The organism is Rhodopseudomonas sp. P1 (assembly GCF_039642825.1).
Lineage (GTDB): Bacteria > Pseudomonadota > Alphaproteobacteria > Rhizobiales > Xanthobacteraceae > Rhodopseudomonas > Rhodopseudomonas palustris_H.
Window position 1 is genome coordinate 624,190 of record NZ_CP088006.1, and the last position, 26,796, is coordinate 650,985.

Consider the following 26,796-nt stretch of genomic DNA (forward strand, 5'->3'; position numbering starts at 1 on the left):
GTGGACTGTCCGTGCTTACTTTTTGCGCGGTGAAGCGCATATTTCGATCTTGTGATTGACGCGCCTGTACCCAGCCGCCACTATGTTGCGCTGCACGGGGTTACGAGGGACACGACACGATGCCGGTTGTCATTGGTGAATTTGGTCGCCCGCCGGAGATGCCTGCGGAAGTCAGTCCGGCGCTGACCACGCCGATGTACTGGTTCTACGAGATGGCGCACGCCTCGCTGAATCCGGCGCGGGCGATGTCGGACGCGACCAAGCTGGCGTTCAAGAACCCGCTCAACCCGTGGAGCCACACCGAATTCGGCAAGTCGATTGCCGCGGCCTGCGAAGTGTTCGAGCGCACCACCCGCCGCTACGGCAAGCCGGAGTGGGGGCTCGACGACACCGAAGTCAACGGCATGCGGGTCCCGATCGAGATCCACAATGTCTGGGAAAAGCCGTTCTGCCGGCTGTTGTATTTCGAGCGCAAGCTGGAGCGTCCGCTGCGCCATCCGCAGCCGCGGCTGCTGATCGTAGCGCCGATGTCCGGCCACTACGCCACGCTGCTGCGCGGCACGGTCGAAGCCTTCCTGCCGACCCATGAAGTCTACATCACCGACTGGGCAGACGCCCGGATGGTGCCGGCCGCGGCCGGGCGGTTCGACCTCGACGACTATGTCGATTACGTCATCGAGATGCTGCAGACGCTGGGCGGCAACGTTCACGTCATGGCGGTGTGCCAGCCGTCGGTGCCGGTGCTGACCGCGGTGTCGGTGATGGAGGCCAACGAAGATCCGTTCGTGCCGCTGTCGATGACGCTGATGGGCGGCCCGATCGACACCCGCCGCAATCCGACCGCGGTGAACAATCTCGCGGCCGAGAAGGGCATCGACTGGTTCCGCAACCACGTCATCACCAAGGTGCCGTTCCCGCATCCGGGCTTCATGCGCGACGTCTATCCGGGGTTCCTGCAGCTCAACGGGTTCATCAGCATGAACCTCGACCGGCACATGGACGCGCATCGCAACCTGTTCAACCATCTGGTTCAGGGCGACGGCGACCTCGCCGACAAGCACCGCGAGTTCTACGACGAGTATCTGGCGGTGATGGATCTGACCGCGGAGTTCTATCTGCAGACGGTCGATCTGGTGTTCGTCAAGCACGCGCTGCCGAAAGGCGAGATGACGCATCGCGGCAAGCTGGTCGAGCCGTCGAAGGTCAAGCGCGTCGCGCTGATGACGGTGGAAGGCGAGAACGACGACATCTCCGGTCTCGGTCAGACCGAGGCGACGCACGGTCTGTGTTCGTCGATCCCGGATAATCGGCGCGTGCACTACGTGCAGAAGGGCGTCGGCCACTACGGTGTGTTCAACGGCTCGCGTTTCCGTTCGGAAATCGTGCCGCGTATCTGTGATTTCCATGCGTCGTCGGCGAGCGATACGCCGGCGCGCGCGGCGGAGTGACTACTACGCGTCGTCATTAGCAGGCGCTGTGGATGACGCGTTGGTGCTGATCAGTTTGCGCTGATAAATCAAAGCGCAAGCGGTCTGATCAGTTGTGTACATAGCCTGGGGGAATCCGGATTCATGGGTTCCGCAAGTAGTGAGGAGTGAGTCACCTCTCAGGGTATCGTTTTGAATCGAAATTCGCGAAAATTTCGAGTTCCGAGCCCCATCACTTAGGGGTGCGACATCGGCTTTGCCCTGTATATTGGGCAAATGATTTGTTTTTGCGCCGAGCGCTTCCCATGGCGGCGGTTATGGCAGATTCCAGGGGACCTTCCTTTCCCTGGACCTGCAGACATGGCCCGCGCACTTCTCTATCGGCGCCCCACGGAGCCGTCGACAATCCCCGTCCGACACGGCTCGCAGTTCTTCGCCGTTCGCATTCGCCGCCACCGCCGCGCGCGACGTTACACCTTGCGGATTCATCCGAGCGATCGCGAAGCGATTCTGACGATGCCGCCGCGCGGCACGCTCGCCGACGCCAAGGAATTCGCCCAGCGTCACGGCGCGTGGATCGCCGCGCGTCTCGGCCGGCTGCCGAAGGCGGCGCCGTTCCTGCCAGGCACGCTTGTGCCCCTCCGTGGCCAGGACCATAAGATCGTGCACCGCGCCGGCCGCGGCACGGTGTGGACCGAAGTGCGCGAGTCCGGCGAAAAGATCCTGTGCGTCGCCGGCGAGACCGAGCACATCGAGCGCCGGGTGCTCGATTTCCTCAAGCGCGAGGCCCGCCGCGACCTGCAGAAGGCTTGCGATCGCTATGCGCCGGAGCTCGGCGTGAAGGTGACGCGGCTGTCGATCCGCGACCAGTCGAGCCGTTGGGGCTCATGCACCTCGGCCGGCTCGCTGTCGTTCTCGTGGCGGCTGATCCTGGCGCCGCCTTATGTGCTGGACTATCTGGCGGCCCACGAAGTCGCGCATCTGGTCGAGATGAACCACTCGGCGCGGTTCTGGCGCGTGGTCGGCAAGGTGTGCCCGCAGATGGAGCGCGCCAAGACCTGGCTCGACTCCTACGGCAACGACCTGCACCGATACGGCATCAGCGACTGAGGTGCGCTGGACGCGGGCGCGGTGACTGCGGCCTGCCGCGCCGCTCAGACTTGCACGCCGCATCACCGCCCGAACAACCGATCCATCAGCCAGCCATCGAGGCCGGCGTCCGCCTCTGGCCGCACGTTGGCGCGGGTCGGCGGAGGCATGCGGGCTGCCCCGGGGGGCGGGGGCGCGTTGATCACCTGGGTTTCGCCGCGCGGGCCGGCCTGCGCGATAGTGCCGCCGCCTGTGGGCGGGGCATTCAGGCCGCCGCCGAGGCCGGCCGGCGGGCTGCTCGCGATCGGGCCGCCGCTCCAGTCGCCGGGCAATGGCTGCGGCGTCTCACCCTTCAGCGCTTCGCGCATGAACCGCGTCCACACCTCGACCGGCAGTCCGCCGCCGGTGGCCTTCTTGGTCGGCGAGTTGTCATCGTTACCGAGCCAGACGCCGGTGACCAGCGTCGAGGTGTAGCCGAGGAACCAGGCGTCGCGGAAATCCTGGCTGGTGCCGGTCTTGCCAGCCGCAACCCAGCCCGGCAGGTCAGCCTTGTGGGCGGTGCCGGAGCGCAGCGTTTCCTGCATCATGGTGTTCATCATCGCCACCGCGCGGGGATCGACAACCCGGCTCGCCGGCTCGTCGCTGCGGACGTACAGCACCTTGTTGCCTTGCGCGGTACGGATCCGCTTCACCACATGCGGCGACACCAACAGTCCGCCATTGGCGAAGGTGGAGTAGGCGCCGACCAGCTCGGTCAGCGTCACTTCCGAAGTGCCGAGCGCGATCGACGGGTTGGCGTCGAGCTTGGAGGCGATGCCGAGCCGGTGCGCGGTGCGCACCACGTTCTTCGGCCCGACTTCGAGCCCGAGCCGCACCGCCACCGTATTCAGCGACATCGCCAGCGCCTGGGTCAGGGTGACCGAGCCGAAATATTCGTGGGTGTAGTTCTCCGGCTTCCAGCCCTTGAGGTCGAGCGGGGCGTCCTGGCGGATGGTGTCGGGCGTCAGACCGGCTTCGACAGCCGTCAGATACACGAACGGCTTGAACGCCGAGCCGGGTTGCCGCTTGGCGGTGACGGCGCGGTTGAACTGGCTGTCGGCATAATTGCGCCCGCCGATCATGGCCCGCACCGTTCCGTCCGGCGTCATCGCCACCAGTGCGCCCTGCGTGACCTTGTATTTGACGCTCTTGGCCGCCAGCTCGTCGATGATCGCCGCCTCGGCCACCGATTGCAGCCTCGGATCGATCGAGGTCTCGACGATGATCGACTGATCGATCTGGCCGACCAGATCGTCCAGCACCTCAGTGACCCAGTCGGCAACGTAGTTGATGGTGCCGGCGCCGGTCGGCTTGACGGTGTAAACCGGGTTGGCGATCGCGGCCTGGGCCTGCTTGTCGGTGACGAAGCCGGCCTCCGCCATCGCGGCGAGCACGATCTGAGCGCGCTTTTCGGCGCCTTCGGGATTGCGGTTCGGCGCGAGGCGCGACGGTGATTTGACCAAGCCCGCCAGCATCGCCGCCTCGACCAGCGTGACGTCCTTGGCCGATTTGCCGAAGTACTTCTGCGCCGCAGCCTCGACCCCGTAGGCGCCGGAGCCGAAATACACCCGGTTGAGATACAGTTCGAGGATCTCGGCCTTGGAGTGCTTGCGCTCCAGCCACAGCGCCAGCTCGACCTCCTGCAGCTTGCGGGTCAGCGTGCGGTCCTGGGTCAGGAACAGGTTCTTGGCGAGCTGCTGAGTCAGCGTCGAGCCGCCCTGCGACACGCCCCGATGCAGCACGTTGGTGACCGCGGCGCGGGCGATGCCGAGCGGATCGACGCCGAAGTGCTGATAGAACCTGCGGTCTTCGATCGCGATGAAGGCTTTCGGCAAATACGGCGGCAGCTCCTTGAGGGCCACATTGGTGCCGGCCTGTTCGCCGCGCACCGCCATGGTCGAGCCGTCGTCGGCCACGATGGTGATGGTCGGCGGCCGCTTCGGAATTTCCAGCGATTGGATCGGCGGCAGATGCGCGCCCACCCAGACCATGACGCCGACCACGGCGAGCACCGCCCAAATGCCGGCGACCGCGCTCCAATACACCACGCGGCCGATCGCCTGGCGCACCGACGCGATCACGCCCTTGCGCGCCTTGCGCTTGCGCGCGCCGCCGCCGGCTTTGCCCGTGGGCTTCTTCTTTGGCTTGTCGTCGGCCACGTTCACCCGATCCTGCGGCGTCAGGCGCATGTCGGCGAGCGATTCACCGGACCCGAATTTCGGCTCTCGCCTCTCGCCGGCTTTTTTCCTGCCCCACGCCATCGCATCGTCCACGCCGACCGTTGAGGCGACGCTAGCGAACCCGGTTTAAGGCCCGGTAAAGCGAAGGTTAAAGCGCGGTTCCCGATTTGATGGAACCGGCGCAGACTTGAGGCATCTCAAGACCTTGCGCTACAGCTCTGCGATCGATGCGGCGCCCGCCGACCGTACAGAAGGAACCAGTGATGACCAGGGTGTTGAGGACCGCGGAGGAGATCGAGGCGCTGCTGCTGCAGGACGTCCGCGGCCAGCGTCACTGCGACAAGGTCGAGGCGATCCGGATTCGGCCGTGCCAGCCCTGTGACGACACCAATGGTGCGAATTGGAAGGTCGCCACGGTCGATCCCGGCCAGGCCAGCCGAGAATTTGCCGGCGCCGCGGTGATGACCGCGATGGATCGGCTGCAGCGCGAAGTCAGCGCGATCCCGTGGGAGTAATCGCGAGGGTCAACACCACCGGCCGGTTCTGATTTGGGCAAAGCCGTTCCTTCGCTGAGTGCCAGGCCGCTGCACCGGCAATCGGGTATCGGCGGTTAGTGATAGTTGCGACGGCGCGGTGCAGCGCCGATCTCGCCCATCAGCCAGCTCTTCATCTTGGCCCGGCTGGCGAACCGCTTGGCCTCTTCGAGCAGCTCGTCGCGCTCCTCGCCGGCCGGCGTCAGCGCCGCCTCGATGTACTTGGCGACCGCCAGCTCCTCGAGCTGTTCGACGGTGAAATAGCGGTTGCTGGTGCTGTCTGCTCTCATGCTGATCCGCCGCCGCCGGCAGCGCCTCCACTCAACGGCTTCTACTCCCGTCTGTTGGCGGCATTCGAACGCGATTCGGGCAGGCTGTCTGTGCAGAATTGGTCGATACCCGGCGATGTACCGGGGTAGAAAGGCCGTCTTCTGGTATCCGGCTGAATAGGCCGTCCTCTGTGAGGATCGGGAAACCGCCCTCGGAGATTGGCTTTGCTACTATCGCTATGGGGGAATCCGGGGCGCGAGTTCCATCCGCGACCCGGAATGACGTGCTGCTGCCGAACTGATTGCTGCGATTACATCGCCGCGTCGTCCTCGATGATCGGGCCGAACAGCTCCCAGCGCTCGCCGTTGAACTTCATCATCCGGAGCTGCTTGTTGACGCGGAAGTCGGTCGGCGAGGTGTTGACCGACATGCCCGGCAGCGACAGGTCGCCGACGACATTCTTCAGGCTGGCGGCCTGCTTCATGACGTTCTCGCGGGTCAGGTTGTCGCCGCACTGCTTCAGGATAGTGACCAGCAGCTCCGCGGTGCTGTAGCCGTAGCTGTTGACAGTGTTGAGCTTGTCGCCATCCGGATAGTACTTATCCATGAAGGCGAAATACTTCTTCACGCCCTCGTCGTTGGCCCATTGCGGATCGGCAGGGTCCTTGCCGTAATTGACGCTGATGATGCCCTTGGAGATGTCGAGGCCGGCCGGCTTCAGCGTGGCCGACACCGGGCTGGCGTTGATGTCGAGGATATGGATCGGATTCCAGCCGAGGTCCGCGACCTTCTTGATCGCCTGCGCGGCGAAGCGCGGCGTCGACGCGTCGTACAGCAGTGTGGCGCCGGCGGACTTCAGCTTGACGATCTGCGAGTCGACGGTCGGATCGGTGAGTTCGTAGGAGGCTTCGGCGACGATCATCTTGTCGGCCTTGTCGCCGAGCGCGGCGCGCAGGCCGGTGACGTAGTCGCGGCCGAGGTCATCGTTCTGGAACAGGATGCCGATCTTGGCGTCGGGGTGATTCTGCAGGATGTAGCGGCCGTAGATGCGGCCTTCGGTCTGGTAGTTGGGGTTGAAGCCCATCGTCCAGGGGAAGTTCTTCGGATCGGTGAATCGCGTCGCGCCGGTGGCGGCGAGCAGTTGCGGGACCTTCTTGGCGTTGAGATATTTCTGCACGGCGGCGTTAGATGGCGTGCCGATGATCTGGAAGGTCAGCAACACCTCGTCGCTTTCGACCAGCTTGCGGACCTGCTCGACGGCCTTCGGCGGCGAATAGGCGTCGTCGTACTGGATCAGGTTGATCTTGCGGCCGTTGATGCCGCCTTGATCATTGATCATCCGCATATAGGCGGCCTGGGTCTTGCCGATGCCGGCGTACGCAGAGGCCGGGCCGGAGAACGGCACCGTCTGGCCGATCTTGATCTCGGTGTCGGACGCTCCCGGATCGTATTTCTTTTGCGCCGCGGCGGGCACGGCGGTCAGCGCAACGGTCGCAAGAGCCGCTACGGCGGCCTGATACAGGCTCTTCATCGCTGGTCTACTCCCTCATGGCTTATGACCGGCGGCGTTTTGCCTGCCGCCGTTAGCGGGGAGTGTGGATCAGCACTCGAGGTCTGGCAATGCCGCGATGGCGCGCCGTTGCAATTTGCCGCGCTGTGCGATGCAGCATCCTACTTGCCGACTACGCGACCCACGCTGCGATCAGCGCCACCCCGGCGGGAGCTGCCTGGACGTAGAGAATGCGCCGGCTCACCGTCCAGGCGCCGTACAATCCGGCGACGATGACGCAGCCGAGAAAGAAAGTGGCAAGCTGCAGCGCCACCGCGGCGTTCGGATGCAGCAGCGACCAGATCAGCCCGGCCGCCAGGAAGCCGTTGTACAGACCCTGATTGGCGGCCAGCACCGCAGACGCCGCGGCTTTGTCGGGACTATTGCGAAACACCTTGAGCCCGAGCGGCTTGGTCCAGAGAAACATCTCGAGCACGAGAAAGAAGACGTGCAGGGCCGCGACCAGCGCGACAAGAAGGGTGGCAGCGGCGTTCACGCACAGGCTCCAGTGGCAGACATCGGCGGCTCAATCGTGATACTAGCACGGCCAAACAAATTCAAAGCAACAGGAGGGCGCATGACCAGCCATATCGATCCGACCAAGGAAGTGTTCGCGCAGTTTCGCGAGATGGATCGTCCGGGGCCGATCCATATGCTCAACCTGGTGCGGCTGAAGCCGCGCGCTGCCTATCCGGACGGTCGTGACGCAACCGGCGCCGAAGCCTATGCGGCGTACGGCCGCGACTCGGGCCCGGTGTTCGAGCGGCTCGGCGGCAAGGTGGTGTGGCAGGGCCAGTTCGAACTGATGCTGATCGGCCCGCAGGACGAACACTGGGATCACGTGTTCATCGCCGAGTACCCGAGCGTTGCGGCATTCGTGGAGATGATTCGCGATCCGGTGTATCGCGAGGCGGTGAAACACCGTCAGGCGGCCGTCGAGGATTCCCGGTTGATCCGCCTGAAGCCGCTGAAGCCTGGCAAAGGATTCGGCGAAATCCCGACCTGATGCGCCGGACGTCAGGATAGGACTATAGGTAGCGCCGCTTCGGCGCTTCCTATAGTTTGCCTTTTATCTTGAGTTCCTTCCCGGAGATTCGATCGATGCGCCTGTCGGTGCGCCTGACCCTGGCGATGACCGTGCTGGTGGCGTGTACGGTGGCGGCGATCGGAGTGCTCGCGTACTACAACATCGGGCGGGCAGCCGTGCCGTCTGGGCTGACGCGGCTCGCGTATCAGGCCAAGGCGCGGCTTGGCGCCTACGAATCGGTGCTCCGCATCATCCGCAACGAAGTGTTGTCAGCCCGGCTGTTGCCAGCGCATCTCGGCATCGTCCGGGCGCGGCTCAATGGCGGCACAGATCCGGACGTCGGGCTCACCGAAGCGCAGTGGCGCGCGCATCTGGCGGCGGCGTATGCGGGCAACATGCAGGTCAAGCCCGGCCTTCTGGCCTATCGGCTGGTCGGCGTCGCCAATGGCGGGCGCGCCTTGATCGCCGTCGATCGCCACGTGCCGAACCGCAGCATCCGCACCGTGCCGGACGCTGAACTGCCAACGCTCGGTGATGATGAAACGTTCAGGCATGCCGCGGGGCTGACGGGCGACGAGGTGTACTTCTCGCCGATCCGGATCTTTTGGGCACCGAGCGGCACAGACGCCGCCGCTTCGTCGTCGCCGCGGTTCACAGCCGCGGCACCGGTGCGCGATGCCAGTGGCGTGGTGTTTGCGGTGCTGATGATCACTTACGATCTGCGTCCGGTGTTCGAGCGCATCCGGGACGTGCTCGACAACGACACTGACGTGTATTTCGTCGAAGCCGACGGCGGCTACATGATGAACTACATGGACGGCCGAATCGTGCCGGCGGAGCCGGAGCGGCGCTGGCAGGACGACTTCCCGCAACTCGCCGCCGCGCTTAGCGAAAAGCCCGGCGCTGCGGCGGTGTTCTCCCGGCCCGACGGTGAACGCGTCGCCGCGGCGATCGTGATGGCGCCGCTGTCGAACGGCATCCGCACCGCCGTGATCGAGACCGAACCGCTGGAACGGATCATGGCGCCCGCCACCGCGCTGCGGACGCCGGGATTGATCGTTGGCCTTGCCGCCATCCTCGGTGCGGTGCTGCTGTCGGCGCTGCTGTCGCGTTCGATCGCCAGTCCGATCATGCAGCTCACCCGGGCGGTCGCGGCATTTTCCCGCACCGGACGGCTGGTGATGCCGGCGGGGCTGCGCGGCGAGAGCCGCATCCTTGCCGACGCCTTCGACGAAACCGTTGCCAAGATCGACGCCGCCAACGCGGCGCTGCGGAGCAAGTCGGAGCTGCTCGACAAGACCATCGCCAGCATGGCGGACGCGGTGGCGGTGCTCGACGCCGAGGGCAAGCGGGTGTTTGCCAATCCGACTTGCGTGACGCTGTTCGGAGTCGCCGAGGACATCGGCTCCGAGCGCTGGAAGCGGAAGTACAAACGCTTCCTCGCCGACGGCGTCACGCCGATGCCGGATTACGACAGTCCGGCAGCGCGTGCGCGGCGCGGTGAGAGTTTCGACAATGTCGAACTCGGCATCCGCCACGGCGATGACCCGGTGGTGCAGCTCGCCGCAAGCGCGCGGCGCATGGAAAACCCGGATGGCTCGTTCGCCGGCGCGGTGATCGTGTATCGCAACCTCACGGCGTTCAAGGAATCCGAGCGCCAGCTGCGCCAGGCGCAGAAGATGCAGGCGATCGGCCAGCTCACCGGCGGCGTCGCGCACGACCTCAACAACATCCTCACGGTGATCACCGGCGGCATCGAAATGCTCGCCGACGGCGTGTCCGACCGGCCGGCGCTGAAGGACGTTGCCACGATGGTCGACCAGGCGGTGACGCGCGCCTCCGATCTCACCCACGGCCTGTTGTCGTTCTCGCGCAAGCAGCCGCTGCAGCCGCGCAGCATCGACGTCAACGCGCTGATGCTCGACACCGTCAAGCTGTTGCGGCCGACGCTCGGGGCCGGCATCGAGATCGATGTCGAGCCGTCGCCGGATCTGCGTCCGGCGCTGGCCGATCCGTCGCAGCTCGGCAGCGCGCTGATCAACCTTGCGATCAACGCCCGCGATGCGATGAAGGGCAACGGCAAGCTGCTGCTGGAGACCGGCAACGTCGATCTCGACCAGGCCTATGCGGCGCAGCACGACGAAGTCAGCGCCGGCCGCTACGTGATGCTGGCGGTGAGCGATACCGGCTGCGGCATTCCGGCGGCGATCCGTGACCGGGTGTTCGAGCCGTTTTTCACCACCAAGCCGGTCGGCGAAGGCACCGGTCTCGGCCTCAGCATGGTGTACGGCTTCGTCAAGCAGTCAGGCGGCCATATCGAGCTGTACAGCGAGGAAGGGCACGGGACGACCATTCGGCTGTATCTGCCGTATGCGGTCGCGTCGCTCGATACCGGGCTCGACAGTGCCGCGCCGCCGCTGGCGCAGGGCGGCCGCGAGTCGGTGCTGGTGGTGGAGGACGATGCGCTGGTGCGTAGCTACGTGATGACGCATCTGAAGGCGCTCGGCTACACCGCGCACTCGGCGGCTTCCGCGGCGGAAGCGATGTCGATGGTGTATGACGACGTCGAATTCGATCTGCTGTTCACCGACGTGATGCTGGCCGGCGGCATGAACGGGCCGCAGCTCGCCGAGGAGCTGCGCAAGTACAAGCCGGGTCTGAAGGTGCTGTTCACCTCCGGCTATACCGAGAACGCGATGCTGCATCATGGCCGGCTCGGTCCTGCCGTGCAGCTGCTGCCGAAGCCGTATCGCCGTGCCGATCTGGCACGGATGCTGCGCCGGGTGCTCGACGCCGAAGCCGACGTGCCGGCGAAATAGACCGCGTTTTCAACAGGGAACACGGCAAATCGATTTGGTCCGGAGCGGTGCCCGAGGGGTTATGCACACGTCGTGCACCGGGCGGTCACGCGCCCTGCATCTTGCCCGCAAGATCGCGTAGGTTGCCTTCGATTCGCCGCGCCGCCGTGGCCGAGTCCCCCTCCTTCGAATCTGCCAAAGAGACTCCCAGTGCCGAACATCGCGTCCGTCATCGCATCCGAACTCGCCGTCCGTGAGCAGCAGGTCCAGGCCGCCATCGACCTGCTCGACGGCGGATCGACCGTGCCGTTCATCGCCCGCTACCGCAAAGAGGCGACCGGGATGCTCGACGACGCGCAGCTCCGCACCCTCGAGGAGCGGCTGCGTTACCTCCGCGAGATGGAGGCGCGCCGCACCGCGATCATCGACAGCATCAAGCAGCAGGGCAAGATGACGCCGGAGCTGGAGGCGGCGCTGCTGAAGGCCGACAGCAAGGCGCGTCTCGAAGACATCTATCTGCCGTTCAAGGAGAAGCGCCGGACCAAGGCGCAGATCGCGCGCGAGGCGGGCCTGGAGCCGCTCGCCGACCTGCTGTTGCAGAACCCCGACAAGGATCCGCAGGCCGAGGCGGCCGCCTATGTGAAGGCCGAGGGCGAGCACCCGGTCGCCGACGTCAAGGCCGCCCTCGAAGGCGCCCGCGCCATTCTGGTCGAACGCTTCTCCGAACATGCCGACCTCACCGGCTCACTGCGCGAAGCGATGTGGAGCCGCGGTGCGCTGAAGGCTTCCGTGCGCGACGGCAAGAAGACCGTCGGCGCCAAATTCGCCGATTACTTCGACTTCTCCGAGCCCTACGAGAAGCTGCCGTCGCACCGCATCCTGGCGCTGCTGCGCGGCGAGAAGGAAGAGGTGCTGTCGCTCGATTTCGGCGACGGCGAAGATCCGGAGTCGAAGGAGCCGACCCAGTACGAGAACCGCATCGCCGCGACCTTCGGCATCGCCCGCAAGGGCCGCCCCGCCGACGGCTTCTTGTCGGATTGCGTGCGCTGGGCCTGGCGGACGCGGATTAAGACCGCGCTGGCGCTCGATATGCGGATGCGGCTGTGGCAACAGGCCGAGACCGAAGCGGTCCGGGTGTTCGCGGCGAATCTGCGCGACCTGCTGCTCGCCGCGCCGGCCGGCGGCCGCGCCACGCTGGGCCTCGATCCGGGCTTCCGCACCGGCGTCAAGGTCGCGGTGATCGACCGCACCGGCAAGCTGGTCGATCACGCCACGATCTATCCGCACGAGCCGCAGCGGCAGTGGAACGAGAGCATGCTGACGCTGGCGCAGCTCTGCGTGAAGCACCGCATCGAGCTGGTGGCGATCGGCAACGGCACCGCCTCGCGCGAGACCGAGAAGCTGGTCGCCGATCTGATGAAGGCCAAGCCGGATCTGAAGCTGACCAAGGCGATCGTGTCGGAAGCCGGCGCGTCGGTGTATTCGGCCTCGGAATTCGCCTCCAAGGAATTCCCCGATCTCGACGTGTCGATCCGCGGCGCGGTGTCGATCGCGCGCCGTCTGCAGGATCCGCTCGGCGAACTGGTGAAGGTGCCGCCGCAGTCGATCGGCGTCGGCCAGTATCAGCACGACCTCAATCAGCACGCGCTGGCGCGCGCGCTCGACGCCACCGTGGAAGACTGCGTGAACGCGGTCGGCGTCGATCTCAATACCGCTTCGGCGCCGCTGCTGGCGCGGGTGTCGGGCATCGGCGAGACGCTGGCGGTGAACATCGTGGCGCATCGCGACGCCAACGGGCCGTTCCCGAGCCGTGACAAGCTGAAGGAAGTGCCGCGGCTGGGGCCGAAGGCGTTCGAACAGTGCGCCGGGTTCTTGCGGATTCGCGACGGCGAAAATCCGCTCGACGCCTCCGGCGTGCATCCGGAATCCTATCCGCTCGTCAAGAAGATCCTGGCCGCCACCAAGAGCGACATCAAGGCGCTGATCGGCCAGACCAAGGTGCTGCAGGGCCTCAAGCCGCAGGCCTTCGCGGACGAGAAGTTCGGTATTCCGACCGTCAGCGACATCCTGAAGGAGCTGGAAAAGCCCGGCCGCGACCCGCGTCCCGAGTTCAAGACCGCGACCTTCCAGGAAGGCGTCGAGAAGATCACCGACCTCAAGCCCGGCATGATCCTGGAAGCCACGATCACCAACGTGGCGGCGTTCGGCGCCTTCGCCGATATCGGCGTGCATCAGGACGGCCTGATCCACATTTCGGCGATGTCGGAGCGGCGTATCAACGATCCGCGCGAAGTGGTGAAGCCGGGTCAGGTGGTGAAGGTCAAGGTGCTCGAGGTCGACGTGCCGCGTAACCGCATCGGCCTGACGCTGCGGATGTCCGACCCGATCCCCGCTCCCGGCGAGCGCCGCACCGGCGGTGGTGGCGGCGGCGCCAGCGCCAAGCTGGTCGACCGCTACAAGCCGCGCCAGGAAGCCCCGAGCGGGGGCGGCGCATTCGCGGCAGCGCTGGCCAAGGCGGCCGAGAAGGGCCGCAGCAAGGGGCGGTGAGCGCTTTACCGCTTCCTGCGCTTAGCCGAACAGCGCGCCAGCGATTCCCGCCGCCGCGCTGAAGGCGACGACGACGAGCGGCGGCACGCGCCAGATCGTGAGTAACGCAAAGCCGGTGAGCGCGACCGCGACGTCGGCCGTGCTGCGGATCGTGCTGGTCCAGACCGGGCTATACAGTGCGGCGCCGAGCAGACCGACTACGGCGGCATTGACGCCGCGCATCATCGCCTGCGCGGCCGAATAGCGCCGCAGTCCATGCCAGAACGGCAGCACGCCGAGCAGGATCAGGAATCCCGGCAGGAAGATGCCGGCCAGACCGATCGCCGCGCCGACCAGTCCTCGGACCGGTGCTGCGATCGCGCCCAAGTAAGCGGCGAAGCTGAACAGCGGTCCCGGCACAGCCTGCGCCGCGCCATAGCCGGCGAGGAACGCGTCGTCGCTCACCCAGCCCGGCCCGACGAACCCATCGCGGAGCAGCGGCAGCACCACATGACCGCCGCCGAACACCAGAGCACCCGAGCGATAGAACGCATCGAACGCCGCAACGATCGACGATCCGCTCAGCTGAGCGAGGAGCGGCAAGCCGAGCAACAGCACCACGAAGCCGAGCAGCGCCGCGACGCCGATCGGCCGTGATACCCGCGCCCCGACGTCGCCGAAATTCTGCAGCGTGTCGCTGCGGCACCACCACATCCCGGCCACCGCGCCAAGCGCGATCGCGCCGAGCTGAGCGATGGGCATCGCGCTGAGGAGCACGATCAGCGCCGCCGCGATCGCAATGGTTGCACGCTCGCGATCAGGACAAAGCTGACGCGACATCCCCCACACCGCCTGGGCGACGATCGCCACCGCCGTCAGCTTCAGCCCGTGCAGCAGGCCGGTGCCGAGCGGTCCGTCGAGCGCGGCGGCGCCATAAGCGAACAGCACCAGCGCGAGCGCCGATGGCAGCGTGAATCCGGTCCAGGCGGCGAGCGCGCCGAGAGCGCCGGCGCGCTTGAGGCCGATCGCGAGTCCGACCTGACTGCTGGCCGGGCCAGGGAGAAACTGGCACAGCCCGACCAGATCGCCGTAGCTCTGCTCGTCAAGCCAGCGCCGCCGGACGACGAACTCGTCGCGGAAATATCCCAGATGCGCGATCGGCCCGCCGAAACAGGTGAGGCCGAGCTTGAGGAACACAAGCAGCACTTCGCGCGGCGTGCCGCTCTGCGGCTGCTGCGCTGTTGGAGCGGGAGGAGGCGTCACGGCGTCTCCTGGCCGATGCCGGGTTGCGGCGGTGACAGCCCGGTCAGCCGTTCGCTGATCTCCCACACCCGCCGATTGGCTTCTGTGTCGAGCGCCTGCGCCGGCGCGGGAATCGTCTTGCGATCCGCGAAGTACTGACCGCTGACGCCCGTAAGCTCCGGTGCGTTGGCGAGATACAGCACGCGCTGGGCGGCGGTTTCGGCTGTCGGGATTGCCCAGCCGCCGAACCTGATCAGCAGCTTCCAGAACAAGCCCTGGGCGCCGTCGGTGCCGCCGAGGTTGGATTTGAACACCCCGGGGAATACACAATTGACGGTCACGCCGCTGCCTTGCAGGCGGCGCGCCAGTTCGAAGGTGAAGTGAAGGTTGCCGAGCTTGGACTGCGCGTAGCCCTTCATCATGCCGTAGGGGCGCTTGTCCCAGTTAAGGTCGTCAAAATCCATTGCTGCATCGATGCGGGTGCCGACATTGACGATCCGCGCCGGCGCGCTCGCCTTGATCAGGTCGAGCAGCAGGTTGGTGAGCAGGAACGGGCCGAGGTGATTGGTCGCCAGCGCGCATTCGATGCCTTGCGGGCTCAGCCGCCGCTCCGCAAAAGCAGTGCCGGCATTGTTGATCAGCAGATGCAGCCGGTCGAAGCGGTCGCGCACCGCCTGCGCCAAGGCGCGGACGGAGGCCTGGTCGGCCAGGTCGGCAACGAACAGGTGCAGGTCTTGATTGCCGGTGGCGGCGCGAATATCCGCGAGCGCAGCTTCGCCGCGAGCGCGGTCGCGTGACACCAGCCCGACACGCAGGCCATCCGCCGCCAGCGCGGTGACGATGGCCTTGCCGAGGCCGGAATTGGCGCCGGTGACCAGCGCGGTGCGTTGATGCTCGGCGCTCGTGCTCATCGGATGCCCTCCTGGCCGTTGTCCGCCGAGCCTAGTCTAGCGCCCCGCGGGCTTGCTGTGATGACGCCCGTACAGGAAGTAGATTGCAAGACCGATCGCCAGCCACACCCCGAGCCGTATCCAGGTATCGAGCGGCAGGCCGAGCATCAGGATGAACGACACGATCGCGCCGGCCGGTGCCACCAGCCAGATCGCCGGCGCCCTGAACGGGCGGTGCTGCTCCGGGTGCTTGATCCGCAGTACCAGCACGCCGACGCAGACCACCGCGAACGCGAACAGTGTGCCGATGCTGACCAGCTCGCCGACCAGTCCGATCGGCAGCACCCCGGCAAGGCCGGCGATGATCAGGCCGGTGCCGATGGTGGCGACATGCGGGGTGCGGAAGCGTGGGTGGGTGGCGGCGGCCGCCTTCGGCATCAGGCCGTCATGCGCCATTGCGCGCAGCACGCGGGTCTGGCCGAGCAGCAGCAACAGGATCACCGAGGTCAGCCCGGTGACAACGCCGATCTTGACGATCGAGGACAGCCAGCCGATCCCGGCGGCATCGATCCCCACTGCGATCGGGTCGGGCACGTTGAGCCGGTCATAGGGCACGATCCCGGTCAGCACGAACGCCACCGAGACGTACAGCACGGTGCAGATCGCCAGCGAGCCGAGGATGCCGAGCGGCATGTCGCGCTGCGGGTTCTTGGCCTCCTGCGCGGCGGTCGAGACCGCGTCGAAACCGATGAAGGCGAAGAACACCACCGCGGCGCCGCGCAGCACGCCCGACCAGCCGAAGACGCCGTTCTCCTGCGCCGGCGGAATGAACGCGCCGTCCGGATTGGCCGCCGTCACCCAATTGGCCGGCGTCACCATCGGCGCGGCGAAGATCAGAAACAGCGCGATCACCGTCAGCTTGATGCAGACGATGACGTTGTTGAACCGTGCCGATTCCTGGATGCCGATCACCAGCAGCGTCGAGATCGCCAGGATGATCGCCATCGCCGGCAGGTTGAGAATCGCCCCGGTGGTCGACCAGGCGTGGGTGGCTGCGTCGTAGGCGAGCGGCGCCGTCGTGAACTGCGCCGGCAGGTGGATGCCGAAATTGCCGAGCAGGCTAACGAAGTAACCGGACCAGCCGATCGCCACCGTGGTGGCGCCGACGGCGTATTCCAGGATCAGGTCCCAGCCGATGATCCAGGCCACGAGCTCGCCGATCGTCGCATACGCATAGGTGTAGGCGCTGCCCGACACCGGCACGGTCGAAGCCATCTCGGCGTAGCACAGCCCGGCGAAAGCGCAGGCCACCGCGCCGAGCACGAACGACAGCGAGACGGCCGGTCCGGCATTCGCGGCGGCTGCATGGCCGGTGAGCACGAAGATGCCGGCGCCGATAATGCCCCCGACCCCTAGCGCAACCAGATTGACCGCCGACAGCGACCGCTTCAGGTGGTGCACCTCGCCGTCGCCGCTGTCCCCGGCCGCAGCCTCGATTTGCAGGCTGCTCAGCGATTTACGCGTCCAGATGTCGGCCACTCTCGAATCCCAGTTCCCTGCGGCGGAACCCGCTCGATCTCAAGCGCGGCGACGGCCGCCGGGTTCCACTGCTCCGGCGCTTGCCTCTGGCGGCACCATTCCCGCCAGACAGCCGAGCGCCGCCCTCACCAGCTGGTGGCGGTACACCGCAAAATCGGCGGGCGGCATGCCCCGGATCAAAGCGTGGGCGAACATTCCGTACATCAGGCTGAAGACCGGCAACGCCGCCTCGGCGGCGGAGCGGCCGGGTGGCCAGTCGGAGGCGCCTTCGAGCAGCGCCTCCCATTCCTTCAGGAACAGGTCGTAGGCTTCGAGATAGTGGCTGCGCTCGCTCTTGTGCCGCTCCAGCATGAAATGCTGCATCCATTCGCGCGGCGCCTGCGCATAGATTTCGGCCTGCGCCGTGATCGCCGCCGTGACGCCGGTGGCGAGGTCATAGCTGCCGAGCGCGGTGCGTCGGCGGCGCAGCGCCAGCAGCAGATCCTTGGTCCGCAGATGCACGCAGGCGCGCGCCAGCTCATCCTTGCTGGAGAAATATTCGTAGAAGGTGCCGAGCCCGACGCCGGCCACCAGCACGATCTCGCGAATCGTGACTTCGGAGAACGGCTTTTCGTCCAGAAGCCGAACAAATGCGTCGCGGATCGCCCGCGAGGTTTCGTGCGAGCGCGGCTGCACCGGCCTTCGCCGTGTTTTTGCTGAGGTTTCCGCGCGCTTCGCCATCCAGGCCCAATCCGAACACCTGCCCGATACGGGTTGCCTATGATGCCTGCCGAACCATCGCAAGCGCCAGAGGCGCCGCCCGGGAGGACCTGAATGCTCAACGCCGCGATCGCCGACAACTACGGCGCCGTCACCCACGAGGTGATCAACCAGCCGGTCGAACTCGCCGACTACAATCTGTTCACCGCCGACCGGCCGCTGGTCGAGGCGGTGACGCGTGAGGGCGCCGAATGGGCCGCCAACGATATTGCCGATTTCGGCGCCCGGATCGGCACCGCCGAATATCTCGAACTCGGCGCGCTTGCCAACCGGCATCTGCCGGAATTCGACACCCATGATCGCTATGGCCGCCGCACCGATCTGGTGCGCTTCCACCCCGCCTATCACCAGCTGATGCAGACTTCGATCGAGAACGGGCTGCACGCCTCGCCGTGGAGCGACCCGCGCAAGGGCGCGCATGTCGCCCGCGCGGCGCGGTTCTATCTGCACAGCCAGATCGAGGCCGGCCACGGCTGCCCGATCAGCATGACGTTCGCGGCGGTGCCGTGCATCAGCCTGCAGCCCGACGTTGCCAAGCAGTGGCTGCCGAAGATCCTGGCGCGCAGCTACGACGCCCGCAACGTCCCGGTCGATCAGAAGCAGGGCATCACCATCGGCATGGCGATGACCGAGAAGCAGGGCGGCTCGGACGTCCGCGCCAACACCACCCGGGCGATCCCGGTCGGCGCCGGCGGACCGGGCGGCGAATACGAGCTGGTCGGCCACAAGTTCTTCGTCTCGGCACCGATGTGCGACGCCTTCCTGGTGCTAGCCCAGGCGCCGGGCGGGCTGTCGTGTTTCCTGGTGCCGCGCTGGAAGCCGGACGGAGCCAAGAACCCGCTGCAGGTGCTGCGGCTGAAGAAGAAGATGGGCAATGCCTCCAACGCCTCGAGCGAGACCGAGCTGCGCGGCGCGCTCGGCTGGATGATCGGGCCGGAAGGCCGCGGCGTTGCCACCATTATCGAGATGGTGGCGATGACCCGGTTCGATTGCATGATTGGCTCGTCGGCGATCATGCGGGCGGCGTTGTCGCAGGCGATCGATCATTGCCGGCAGCGCAAGGCATTCGGCCGTCTGCTGATCGATCAGCCGATCATGCAGAACGTGCTGGCGGATCTGGCGCTGGAGACCGAAGCGGCGCTGGCGCTGACGATGCGGATCGCCCGCGCACTCGACCACCGCGGCGACGAGCAGCAGGCGCATCTGATCCGGATCGGTTCGGCGATCGGCAAATACTGGATCTGCAAGCGCACGCCCGGTCTCACCGCTGAAGCGATGGAGTGCATCGGCGGCTCCGGCGTGATGGAAGACGGACCGATGCCGCGTCACTTCCGCGAAAGCCCGGTCAACGCGATCTGGGAAGGCTCCGGCAATGTGCAGTGCCTCGATGTGCTGCGGGCGATGACCCGTACGCCCGAGACGCTGCAGGCATATTTCGCCGAGGTCGAGCAGGCCAAGGGCGCCGATGTGGCGTTCGACCGTCACATCGCCGCTTTGAAGGATGACATGCGCGATGCTTCGGACTTCGAGGAGCGCGCCCGCGATCTGGTCGATCGCCTCGCGGTCGGGCTGCAGGCCAGCGTGCTGATCCGGCACGCGCCGGAAGAGGTCGCCGAAGCGTTCTGTGCGTCGCGGCTGGCGCAACGCGGCGCGCATCACTATGGCGCTTTGCCGAAGGGCGTGAACTTCGCCGCGATCATCGACCGCGCCCGGCCGCGGTGACCATTGCGGTCGTGAGAGCGGCCTTGAATCTAAGTCGCCATACCGCGCGCTTGTCGCGGACATCCACGTCTTGAAGAGCAAGGTCAGATCAAAACGTCGATGCCCGGCACAAGGCCGGGCATCACGTGCGTATTAGGCGGACCGCTGCGGTTGCGCGCTGGTGGTTACTTCGGCGCCGCGTCCTTCTTCAGGACCAGCGCCAGCGCTGCGTTGAGCTGGGCGTCTTCGGGCTTGCCGATCAGGTCGGCCTTGATCGGTGCCGAGGTCGCGGACTTGGTCTTGTCGTCGGTCGGCTCGCCGATCTTCGGCGTGGTCGGCGCTGGCGTGGCGTCCGACTTACTGAGCTTGCCCGGATTGGCGATCGCGCCGTGCAGCGCGCTCTCGCGGATCAGCGGTCCGCCGCTGATCTGCTGATCCTTCGGCGCCTCTTCGATCACGTCCGGCACGATGCCCTCGTCCTGAATCGAGCGGCCGGCCGGCGTGTAGTACAGCGCCGTGGTCAGCCGCACCGCGCCGTGGCCCTTGATCGGGATCACGGTCTGCACCGAACCCTTGCCGAAGCTGGTGGTGCCCATCACGGTGGCGCGCTTGCGGTCCTGCAAGGCGCCGGCGACGATCTCCGATGCCGAGGCCGAGGCGCCGTTGATCAGCACCACGATCGGCACGCCCGGCAGCTTGTCGCCCTTCGACGGCGCCGAGAATACCCGCTGATCGTCGGCCTGGCGGCCGCGGATCGACACCACGGTGCCGCCGTCGAGCAGATCGCCGGCAACCGAGACCGCGGCGTTGAGCAGCCCGCCCGGATCGTTGCGCAGGTCGATCACCAGGCCCTTGAGACCATCGTTCTTGGCGTCGCTCTTCAGCTTGGCGAGTGCGGCGGTGAAGCCATCGGCGGTGTCGCCGCCGAACTGGCTGATGCGGATATAGCCGACGCCGTCCGGCTTCATCTCCGACTTCACCGACGCGACCTTGATGATTTCGCGGGTCAGGGTGACGTCGAACGGCTCGTCCTTGCCGCGCATGATGGTGATGGTGACCTTGGTGCCCGGCACGCCGCGCAGCATGTCGACGACGTTGCGCAGGCTCATGCCCTGGGTGGTGGCGGCGCCGACCTTGATGATCAGGTCGCCCGGCTCGAGCTTGGCGCGCGCCGCCGGCGTGCCGTCGATCGGCGAGACGATCCGCGGAATCCCACCCTGAGCGGTGATCTGCATGCCGAGGCCGCCGAACTGGCCCGACATGTCGGTCTGCATGTCCTTGAATTCCTTCTCGTCCATGTAGTCCGAGTGCGGATCGAGCCGGTTCAGCATGCCCTTCAGGGCATCCTTGGTCAGTTCGTCCGAGGGAATCGGATGGACGTAGGCGCGCTGCACCAGCTGGATGACGCCGCCGATCAGGTCGAGATCGGCCGGGGCGGTCTGCTCGCGCTGCAAGGCGAGCGCGGACACAACAGGAACCGCGACGACGCCGAGGACGGCAAGCGAGCGGACGACGATTTTGCGCATGGGCGAACTCATGTGAAGGGGCGGAAAACGGCCGCCGTGGGGGCGTTGCGGAACCAGAACCGACCGCGGTCGCCATCGGTTCCCGTGAAAGGGGCACCGGCGCCCGGATAGGACGCCTGATCAGATACGTGCGAAGCGGGCGTGATCAAGGCGCCCGACGCGGTTAGGCCGCCGGCTTTTCGGCGGCATCGCCGTTGGCGAGCAGATGCACCAGCGCCCGCTTGATCGCCGCTTGGCGGGTCGGGGCGGTGATCTGGGCACCTAACAGATCGGTCAAACATTATAGCCCATATTCGCAGCTCACCCATTCGATGTCGAGCGCAGGAGCCGAAGGTCATGAGATAAGTGGATTGAGTTGACGTAGTGGCCCAAAAGAAGAAATCCTCTGTTCACGGACAGCAAGCCCTTGCGACGGGCGCGAAGGGGGAGATAATGGCAAGTACATTGGAATTGGCTCTAATCGTCTCGCTTTGAATAATGACGTCGTTGCTGGAAAATAAAGTGAGGCGAAAGTTGCGCGGTCCAACAGGGCGAGCGAACCAAACCGCTTTTCGGGACCTTGTCCAGAAGCTGACGGTGCCAAATCAATTGTTGGGGCTGACGCACATCACAAGCAGCTACGTGTTGCGGGACATTATCTCGTCTGGAAAAATTGTTGCTCCAGAAGTCTGTGGAGTGCTTGGTGAAGCGGTTACATATGCGTTCTATGGTCGTTCAGCGTTTCGTGGCACCAGCGATTTTGAGCCAGCTTCTCTAGCTTGCTTATTCCCAACCGTGCTCGTTCTTGATCCGACCTTGGTCCCGTCTCCAAAATACGTGTTCGCCTTCGACAGTGGCGCATTCGTTAAGGGCTATATGGATCAATACCTGCATCCATATATGCCGCTATTTGATTTTCTTCTCGCACCAGAGCCCCAATCCGCTGCGCGCTTGGTTTCGACTCTGTTCGGATCTGCGGAAGATTTTCTGAGGAACGCGATTGAAGGAGAATTGAATGTGCCAGGCTCTAATTTCGAGGCTGATTGCTACAAACGGATGGTCTTGGCCAGTATGCAAGCAGTTTCCGGTCTTGATGATCGCGTTTCGACCCCAGAGTTAGTATTTGGTGATCCGATAGAATTGAAGAAGTGTGTCTGTGCCGCCATAATTCCAGATAGTTTAGCGAGCGACCCCGACATCGGGGGGCGATTGAAGGCTTACGGAATACCAATTCATGAATATCCCTTCAGTAGCGGTAGTCGGCCAATCGAAAATCATGCGACCGTCAGGGCGCTGGTTCATTCCGTCTATCAGGCGAAGGGATGGCTATGAGCAACAGCAATCTTGATGCCGTTGCTTTTCGTTCTTTGCGACTTGTGGGTGTAAGTGTCGGGTCGCGTAAGGGGCCAGGATTCGCAATTCCGTTGCTTGTTTCAAGGAGTGATGGCAATGCCACTTACGTTCAGCGAACCGATCGGGGTGGAAGGATTGTTGGATTTCAGGTCTTTATCGATCGGTGCCTCCGTCAGCCCGTCGCTGGTAATCGCTCTGTAGCGGTTGGTGATCCTGAAGTGTTTGCGCTGCTCGATATTGAGGGTGTGGTGCATGTTGGGACGAGAGATGAGCTTTCTCCTAAGGTAAAAGAGTGGCTCACCAAAATAGAGGCGCCACTTACAAAGATGAACTATGCCTTATTTTGTAACGCAAGAGCTGTCGCATATAAGGCTGCCTTCGACGCGGTTCAGAGGAAGGAAGTCGAATTCAGCAGCAGAAATAATGCAGTTATTTGGTTCATGGGCAGCGTTATTGTTGCGCCACTCCTGAAGGCCCTGACCAAGAACATGAAAGATGAGGCGGTCGTAGAAGATTGCTTTAAGTCGGCTGATGTGGTGGTGCGCCAAGAAGGCAAGAATGTTTACGTTGAATTGCCGCGTTGGGTTGATCCTTTGGCAATTCGGAAGACGGGTGATGATTTTGGGGGCCTTGTAGATCTGGCAAAAAGCGCAACTGAATGTGATCTAGTGATTGGAGTGAGGGGGCGCGGATATCGTGATCCACGAGTTGAGAGGCGTTACAATTCCCGGCCTGTGAATGATTTGATCGAGCGGCGCATTAGGCCTTTGCGGCGGCAAGAAGAGCGGATCGCTGAGGTTATTCGCGTTCTCTTGACTGAGGGGCGCGCAGGGTTTGATGTGCTCGAAAGATACGAAGATGTCGGGTCGTTCGCTAACTACGTGATCGGCGATCTGCGAAGGGGCTTAAGCCCCGGCATGAATGCTGAGTTAATTGAGCAGAGGGTAGCTCGTAGCCTGAAGAGGTATACAAGTCGGGCTGTCTCTTTTAATCGAGTAAAATTTTTGTTCCATATGGCAGAGCGTCTAGGTTCCTTTCGTCAGATATCCAATTCACTAAGAAGCATAGTATTCGAATCTGGCTCGCAAGCCATCGCCGCTGCTAGCAACGATATCCTTCTGAAGTTGGGCTAGGTCGCTTCATCGACCGATTGGGGCGTATTTGTCCTTTGCCGAGAGTTCTAAGCCCTCATTCTGAGGGGGCTGGCAAGGCCGGCGCATCGGAGGATGAGGAGGCGCATCACCTGCTGCGCATGGTTCGAGACGGCGCTTCGCGCCTTTTCACCAAGAGGTAGCTCCGGTGATAAGTCTCCAGAAGCGCACTCCCGATTCCGTTAGAACAGAACCGCTCTTCGACGTCTTGAGCTCACGCCGCCGGCTTTTCGGCGGCGTCGCCGTTGGCGAGCAGATGCACCAGCGCCCGTTTGATCGCCGCCTGGCGGGTCGGGGCGGTGATCTGGGCACCTAACAGATCGGTCACGTAGAACACGTCGCGGGCGCGTTCGCCGAAAGTTGCGACATGCGCCGAGGCGATGTTGAGGTTGAGCTTCGAGATCGCCGTGGTGAGCTGGTACAGCAGGCCGGGGCGATCGAGGCCGCTGACCTCGATCACGGTGTAACGGTCCGACCAGTTGTTATTGATCTCGACCTCGGGCTCGACCACGAAGGCGCGCAGCTTGGCCTTGCTGCCGCTGGTCGCGCGGCGGGCGACTGCTTCGGGCAGCCGCAGCTTGCCTTCCAGCACCTCTTCGATGGTCTCGCCGATACGGGTGGCGCGGCGGCCCTCGTCCTCGTCGCGGTCGTATTCGCGGCTGATCGAGATGGTGTCGAGCGCGCGGCCGTCGGTGGTCGTGTAGATCTGGGCGTCGACGATGTTGGCGCCGGCGCTGGCGCAGGCGCCGGCGATCACCGACAGCAGCCAGGGATGGTCGACCGCCAGGATCGTCAGCTCGGTGACGGCGCGGGCTTCGTCGAAGCCGACATTGATCGCCAGCTTGTGGCCGGCCTGTTCGGAGGCGCGCAGGAAGCGGGCGTGGCGGATCTTGCGCTGCAGATCGACCTTCAGCCAATAGGCCGGATAGTGCCGCGCCACATAGGCGTTGAGGTCGGCCTCCGGCCATTCGGTGAAGGCGGCGCGGAATTCGGCCTGCGCGGCGCGGATCCGCTCGGCGCGGTTCACCTCCGAGAAGCCGCCGGTCAGCACCGGTTCGGTCTCGTAGTACAAGGTCCGGATCAGCTGCGCCTTCCAGCCGTTCCACACCCCCGGACCGACGCCGCGGATGTCGGCGGTGGTCAGGATGGTGAGCATCTTCATCTGCTCGACGGTCTCGACCACCGCGGCGAAGTTCTCGATGGTCTTGCGGTCCGACAGGTCGCGCGACTGCGCCACCGTGGACATCACCAGATGCTGCTCGATCAGCCACGCCACCAGTTCGGTGTCGGCGGGGCTGAAGCCGAATCGCGGGCACAGCCGCCGCGCCACCTTGGCGCCTGCGGTAGAGTGATCCTCGGGCTGGCCCTTGGCGATGTCGTGCAGCAGCACGGCGACGTACAGCACCGCGCGGTGATCCGGCCGGATCTTGCGCATCAGTTCGGACGACAGCGCGAACTCATCGTTCCCGCCGCGCTCGATCTCCTGCAGATTGCCGACGCAGCGGATCAGATGCTCGTCCACCGTGTAGCTGTGATACATGTTGAATTGCATCATCGACACGATGCGGCCGAAGGCGCGGATGAAACGCCCGAGCACGCCGGTCTCGTTCATCCGCCGCAGCACCGGCTCGGCGTTGTCGGAGGTCAGGATCTCGACGAACAGCTGGTTGGCTTCGGGATTGTCGCGGAGCTGCGGGGTGATCAGCGACAGCGACCGCGTCACCGTGCGCATCGCGTCCGGGTGGAAAGCGAGGTTGTTCTTCTGCGCCAGCCGGAAGACCCGGATCAGGTTGACCGGATCGTGCTTGAACACGTCCGGCACCGCCAGATTGATGCGGTTGTTGTCGGTGACGAAGTCGTCGCTCTCCGGCACCCGGCGGCGCTTGGCGGCCGGGCGCAGCCGCGCCATCATCCGGGTCAGCGCCGGCGCCGCCTTGGCCTGCTGGTCTTCCAGCTTGGCGCACAGGATCGCGGTGAGGTTGCCGACTTCCTTGGCGATCAGGAAGTAGTGCTTCATGAAGCGCTCGACGTCCTGCATCCCCGGATGCGAGGTGTAGCCGAGCCGCACGCCGATCTCGCGCTGCAAATCGAACGACAGCCGGTCTTCGGCGCGCTTAGTCACGAAGTGAATGTTGCAGCGGACCGACCACAGGAAGTCTTCGCAGCGGCGGAAGGTCCGAAGCTCGGCCGGATCGAACACGCCGCGTTCGGAGAGTTCGCTGGGCTCGCGTACCCGGTAGACGTATTTGGCGATCCAGAACAGCGTGTGCAGGTCGCGCAGGCCGCCCTTGCCGTCCTTGACGTTGGGCTCGACCAAATAGCGCGACTGGCCGGAGCGGCGGTGACGCTCCTCGCGTTCGGCGAGCTTGGCGGCGACGAATTCGGCTGCGGTGCCCTCGACCACATCCTTGTCGAAACGCTCGACCAGCTCGGCGTACAGCGCTTCGTCGCCGGCCAGAAATCGCGTCTCCAGGATGGCGGTGCGGATCGTCATGTCGGCGCGCGCCTGGCGGATGCACTCGTCGACCGAGCGAGTGGCGTGGCCGACCTTCAGGCCGATGTCCCACAAGCAGTACAGGATGACTTCGGCGACCTGCTCACCCCAGGCGGTCTGCTTGTAGGGCAGGATGAACAGCAGATCGATGTCGCTCTCCGGCGCCATCAGGCCGCGGCCGTAGCCGCCGGTCGCCACCACCGTCATCCGCTCAGAGCTCGACGGCGTCGGGGTGTTGTAGAGGTATTCAGTTGCGGCGTTGAATAGCAGCCGGATAATCGCGTCCTGGACGTAGCAGAGCCGCTCGGCGCATCGCCGGCCGTGGCGGTCGCGCAGCAATTGCGCCTCGGCTTCGGTGCGGGCTTTCGCCAGCTCGGCCTTCATCAGCATCGCCAGCGCGGTGCGGAACATGCCGTCGTTGCCGGCGTGCTTCTCGGCGAGCGTGGCGATCTCGGCGGCGACCCGGGCGCTGTCGAAGCGCTCGTCGGCGGCGGGGCGGGCAGGTGAAACGACTTTGTCCATGGCTATTTCCGGATATCGGACGGCAACGCTGCTGTCACGGAATTCCGCCCGAGGGTAACTGCGGAGGCGAGCTCGGCCCAGCCAGCATAGGCGCCCGCAACGGATTGTGACGATGGGATTTTCGTCAGTTTTCGCGAATTCTCCTTCTCATCGTCGCGAGCTTGTGAGAGAGGGGAACGCCGCTCCCGCGCCGGCGGGGGTA

Annotated in this window: 19 protein-coding genes; 9 read left to right on the forward strand and 10 right to left on the reverse strand. The window is 65.0% G+C overall.

The genetic code is table 11. The annotated features are described in order from the left end of the window. Positions 1 to 119 precede the first annotated feature (119 nt). Together LRC39_RS02945 and LRC39_RS02950 are read left to right on the forward strand one after the other, a co-directional pair. Entirely contained in the window at positions 120 to 1,448 is a 1,329-nt protein-coding gene (locus tag LRC39_RS02945; protein WP_107342779.1) for a polyhydroxyalkanoate depolymerase, read from the forward strand. A gap of 255 nt (positions 1,449 to 1,703) precedes the next feature. Next, positions 1,704 to 2,537, forward strand: a complete 834-nt coding sequence (locus LRC39_RS02950) for a M48 family metallopeptidase (RefSeq protein WP_346296275.1) — start codon at positions 1,704 to 1,706, stop codon at positions 2,535 to 2,537. 62 nt (positions 2,538 to 2,599) lie between these two features. Here the strand turns inward: LRC39_RS02950 and LRC39_RS02955 are convergent, their stop codons facing one another. Further along, the gene (locus LRC39_RS02955; protein ID WP_346296276.1) at positions 2,600 to 4,816 is read right to left on the reverse strand and encodes a transglycosylase domain-containing protein; all 2,217 of its coding nucleotides are present in this window, start codon (positions 4,814 to 4,816) and stop codon (positions 2,600 to 2,602) included. 182 nt (positions 4,817 to 4,998) lie between these two features. Between LRC39_RS02955 and LRC39_RS02960 the strand changes: the two genes are divergently transcribed. Further along, positions 4,999 to 5,250, forward strand: coding sequence for a hypothetical protein (locus LRC39_RS02960; protein ID WP_107357377.1), 252 nt, complete (start codon positions 4,999 to 5,001; stop codon positions 5,248 to 5,250). A gap of 95 nt (positions 5,251 to 5,345) precedes the next feature. Here the strand turns inward: LRC39_RS02960 and LRC39_RS02965 are convergent, their stop codons facing one another. The 3 genes from LRC39_RS02965 to LRC39_RS02975 form a co-directional block, all read right to left on the reverse strand. After that, positions 5,346 to 5,558, reverse strand: coding sequence for a hypothetical protein (locus LRC39_RS02965; RefSeq protein ID WP_107342781.1), 213 nt, complete (start codon positions 5,556 to 5,558; stop codon positions 5,346 to 5,348). 290 nt (positions 5,559 to 5,848) lie between these two features. Beyond that, positions 5,849 to 7,069: an ABC transporter substrate-binding protein gene (locus tag LRC39_RS02970; RefSeq protein ID WP_346296277.1), complete on the reverse strand. Its 1,221-nt coding sequence runs from the start codon at positions 7,067 to 7,069 to the stop codon at positions 5,849 to 5,851. Between the two features lie 151 nt (positions 7,070 to 7,220). Continuing rightward, positions 7,221 to 7,583 carry a DUF1304 domain-containing protein gene (locus LRC39_RS02975; RefSeq protein WP_346296278.1) on the reverse strand — a complete coding sequence of 121 codons (363 nt, stop codon included), beginning with the start codon at positions 7,581 to 7,583 and terminating at the stop codon, positions 7,221 to 7,223. Between the two features lie 81 nt (positions 7,584 to 7,664). Here LRC39_RS02975 and LRC39_RS02980 point away from each other — a divergent pair, with 81 nt between their 5' ends. From LRC39_RS02980 to LRC39_RS02990, 3 genes are all read left to right on the forward strand, one after another. Further along, positions 7,665 to 8,093, forward strand: coding sequence for a DUF1330 domain-containing protein (locus LRC39_RS02980; protein ID WP_263990436.1), 429 nt, complete (start codon positions 7,665 to 7,667; stop codon positions 8,091 to 8,093). Between the two features lie 95 nt (positions 8,094 to 8,188). Further along, on the forward strand, positions 8,189 to 10,933 hold the full coding sequence (locus LRC39_RS02985) for an ATP-binding protein (protein WP_346296279.1): 2,745 nt from the start codon (positions 8,189 to 8,191) through the stop codon (positions 10,931 to 10,933). A gap of 189 nt (positions 10,934 to 11,122) precedes the next feature. Further along, the gene (locus LRC39_RS02990) at positions 11,123 to 13,459 is read left to right on the forward strand and encodes a Tex family protein (protein ID WP_107342785.1); all 2,337 of its coding nucleotides are present in this window, start codon (positions 11,123 to 11,125) and stop codon (positions 13,457 to 13,459) included. A gap of 21 nt (positions 13,460 to 13,480) precedes the next feature. Here LRC39_RS02990 and chrA read toward each other — a convergent pair whose 3' ends face one another. Genes chrA through LRC39_RS03010 form a run of 4 tightly spaced genes read right to left on the reverse strand, consistent with a single transcriptional unit; the run spans position 13,481 to position 17,784 of the window. Next, complete coding sequence (gene chrA / locus LRC39_RS02995) at positions 13,481 to 14,701, reverse strand: chromate efflux transporter (protein WP_346296280.1); 1,221 nt, start codon at positions 14,699 to 14,701, stop codon at positions 13,481 to 13,483. Then, positions 14,698 to 15,591, reverse strand: a complete 894-nt coding sequence (locus tag LRC39_RS03000; RefSeq protein WP_346296281.1) for an SDR family oxidoreductase — start codon at positions 15,589 to 15,591, stop codon at positions 14,698 to 14,700. The genes chrA and LRC39_RS03000 overlap by 4 nt, the downstream gene beginning before the upstream one ends. A 36-nt stretch (positions 15,592 to 15,627) precedes the next feature. After that, positions 15,628 to 17,109, reverse strand: a complete 1,482-nt coding sequence (locus LRC39_RS03005) for an amino acid permease (RefSeq protein ID WP_346296282.1) — start codon at positions 17,107 to 17,109, stop codon at positions 15,628 to 15,630. A 39-nt stretch (positions 17,110 to 17,148) separates the two neighbouring features. Then, entirely contained in the window at positions 17,149 to 17,784 is a 636-nt protein-coding gene (locus LRC39_RS03010) for a TetR/AcrR family transcriptional regulator (protein WP_346296283.1), read from the reverse strand. Between the two features lie 138 nt (positions 17,785 to 17,922). On the opposite strand from LRC39_RS03010, the gene LRC39_RS03015 reads away from it, so the two are divergent. After that, on the forward strand, positions 17,923 to 19,590 hold the full coding sequence (locus LRC39_RS03015) for an isovaleryl-CoA dehydrogenase (protein WP_346296284.1): 1,668 nt from the start codon (positions 17,923 to 17,925) through the stop codon (positions 19,588 to 19,590). Between the two features lie 164 nt (positions 19,591 to 19,754). On the opposite strand, the gene LRC39_RS03020 is transcribed toward LRC39_RS03015, so the two are convergent. Next, complete coding sequence (locus LRC39_RS03020) at positions 19,755 to 21,095, reverse strand: S41 family peptidase (protein ID WP_107354094.1); 1,341 nt, start codon at positions 21,093 to 21,095, stop codon at positions 19,755 to 19,757. A gap of 477 nt (positions 21,096 to 21,572) precedes the next feature. Here LRC39_RS03020 and LRC39_RS03025 point away from each other — a divergent pair, with 477 nt between their 5' ends. Continuing rightward, positions 21,573 to 22,406 (forward strand): hypothetical protein, encoded by an 834-nt coding sequence (locus LRC39_RS03025; protein ID WP_346296285.1) that lies wholly within the window; start codon positions 21,573 to 21,575, stop codon positions 22,404 to 22,406. After that, entirely contained in the window at positions 22,403 to 23,560 is a 1,158-nt protein-coding gene (locus LRC39_RS03030; RefSeq protein WP_346296286.1) for a hypothetical protein, read from the forward strand. The genes LRC39_RS03025 and LRC39_RS03030 overlap by 4 nt, the downstream gene beginning before the upstream one ends. A 232-nt stretch (positions 23,561 to 23,792) precedes the next feature. On the opposite strand, the gene LRC39_RS03035 is transcribed toward LRC39_RS03030, so the two are convergent. Further along, positions 23,793 to 26,594: a [protein-PII] uridylyltransferase gene (locus tag LRC39_RS03035; RefSeq protein WP_346296287.1), complete on the reverse strand. Its 2,802-nt coding sequence runs from the start codon at positions 26,592 to 26,594 to the stop codon at positions 23,793 to 23,795. Positions 26,595 to 26,796: the final 202 nt, after the last annotated feature.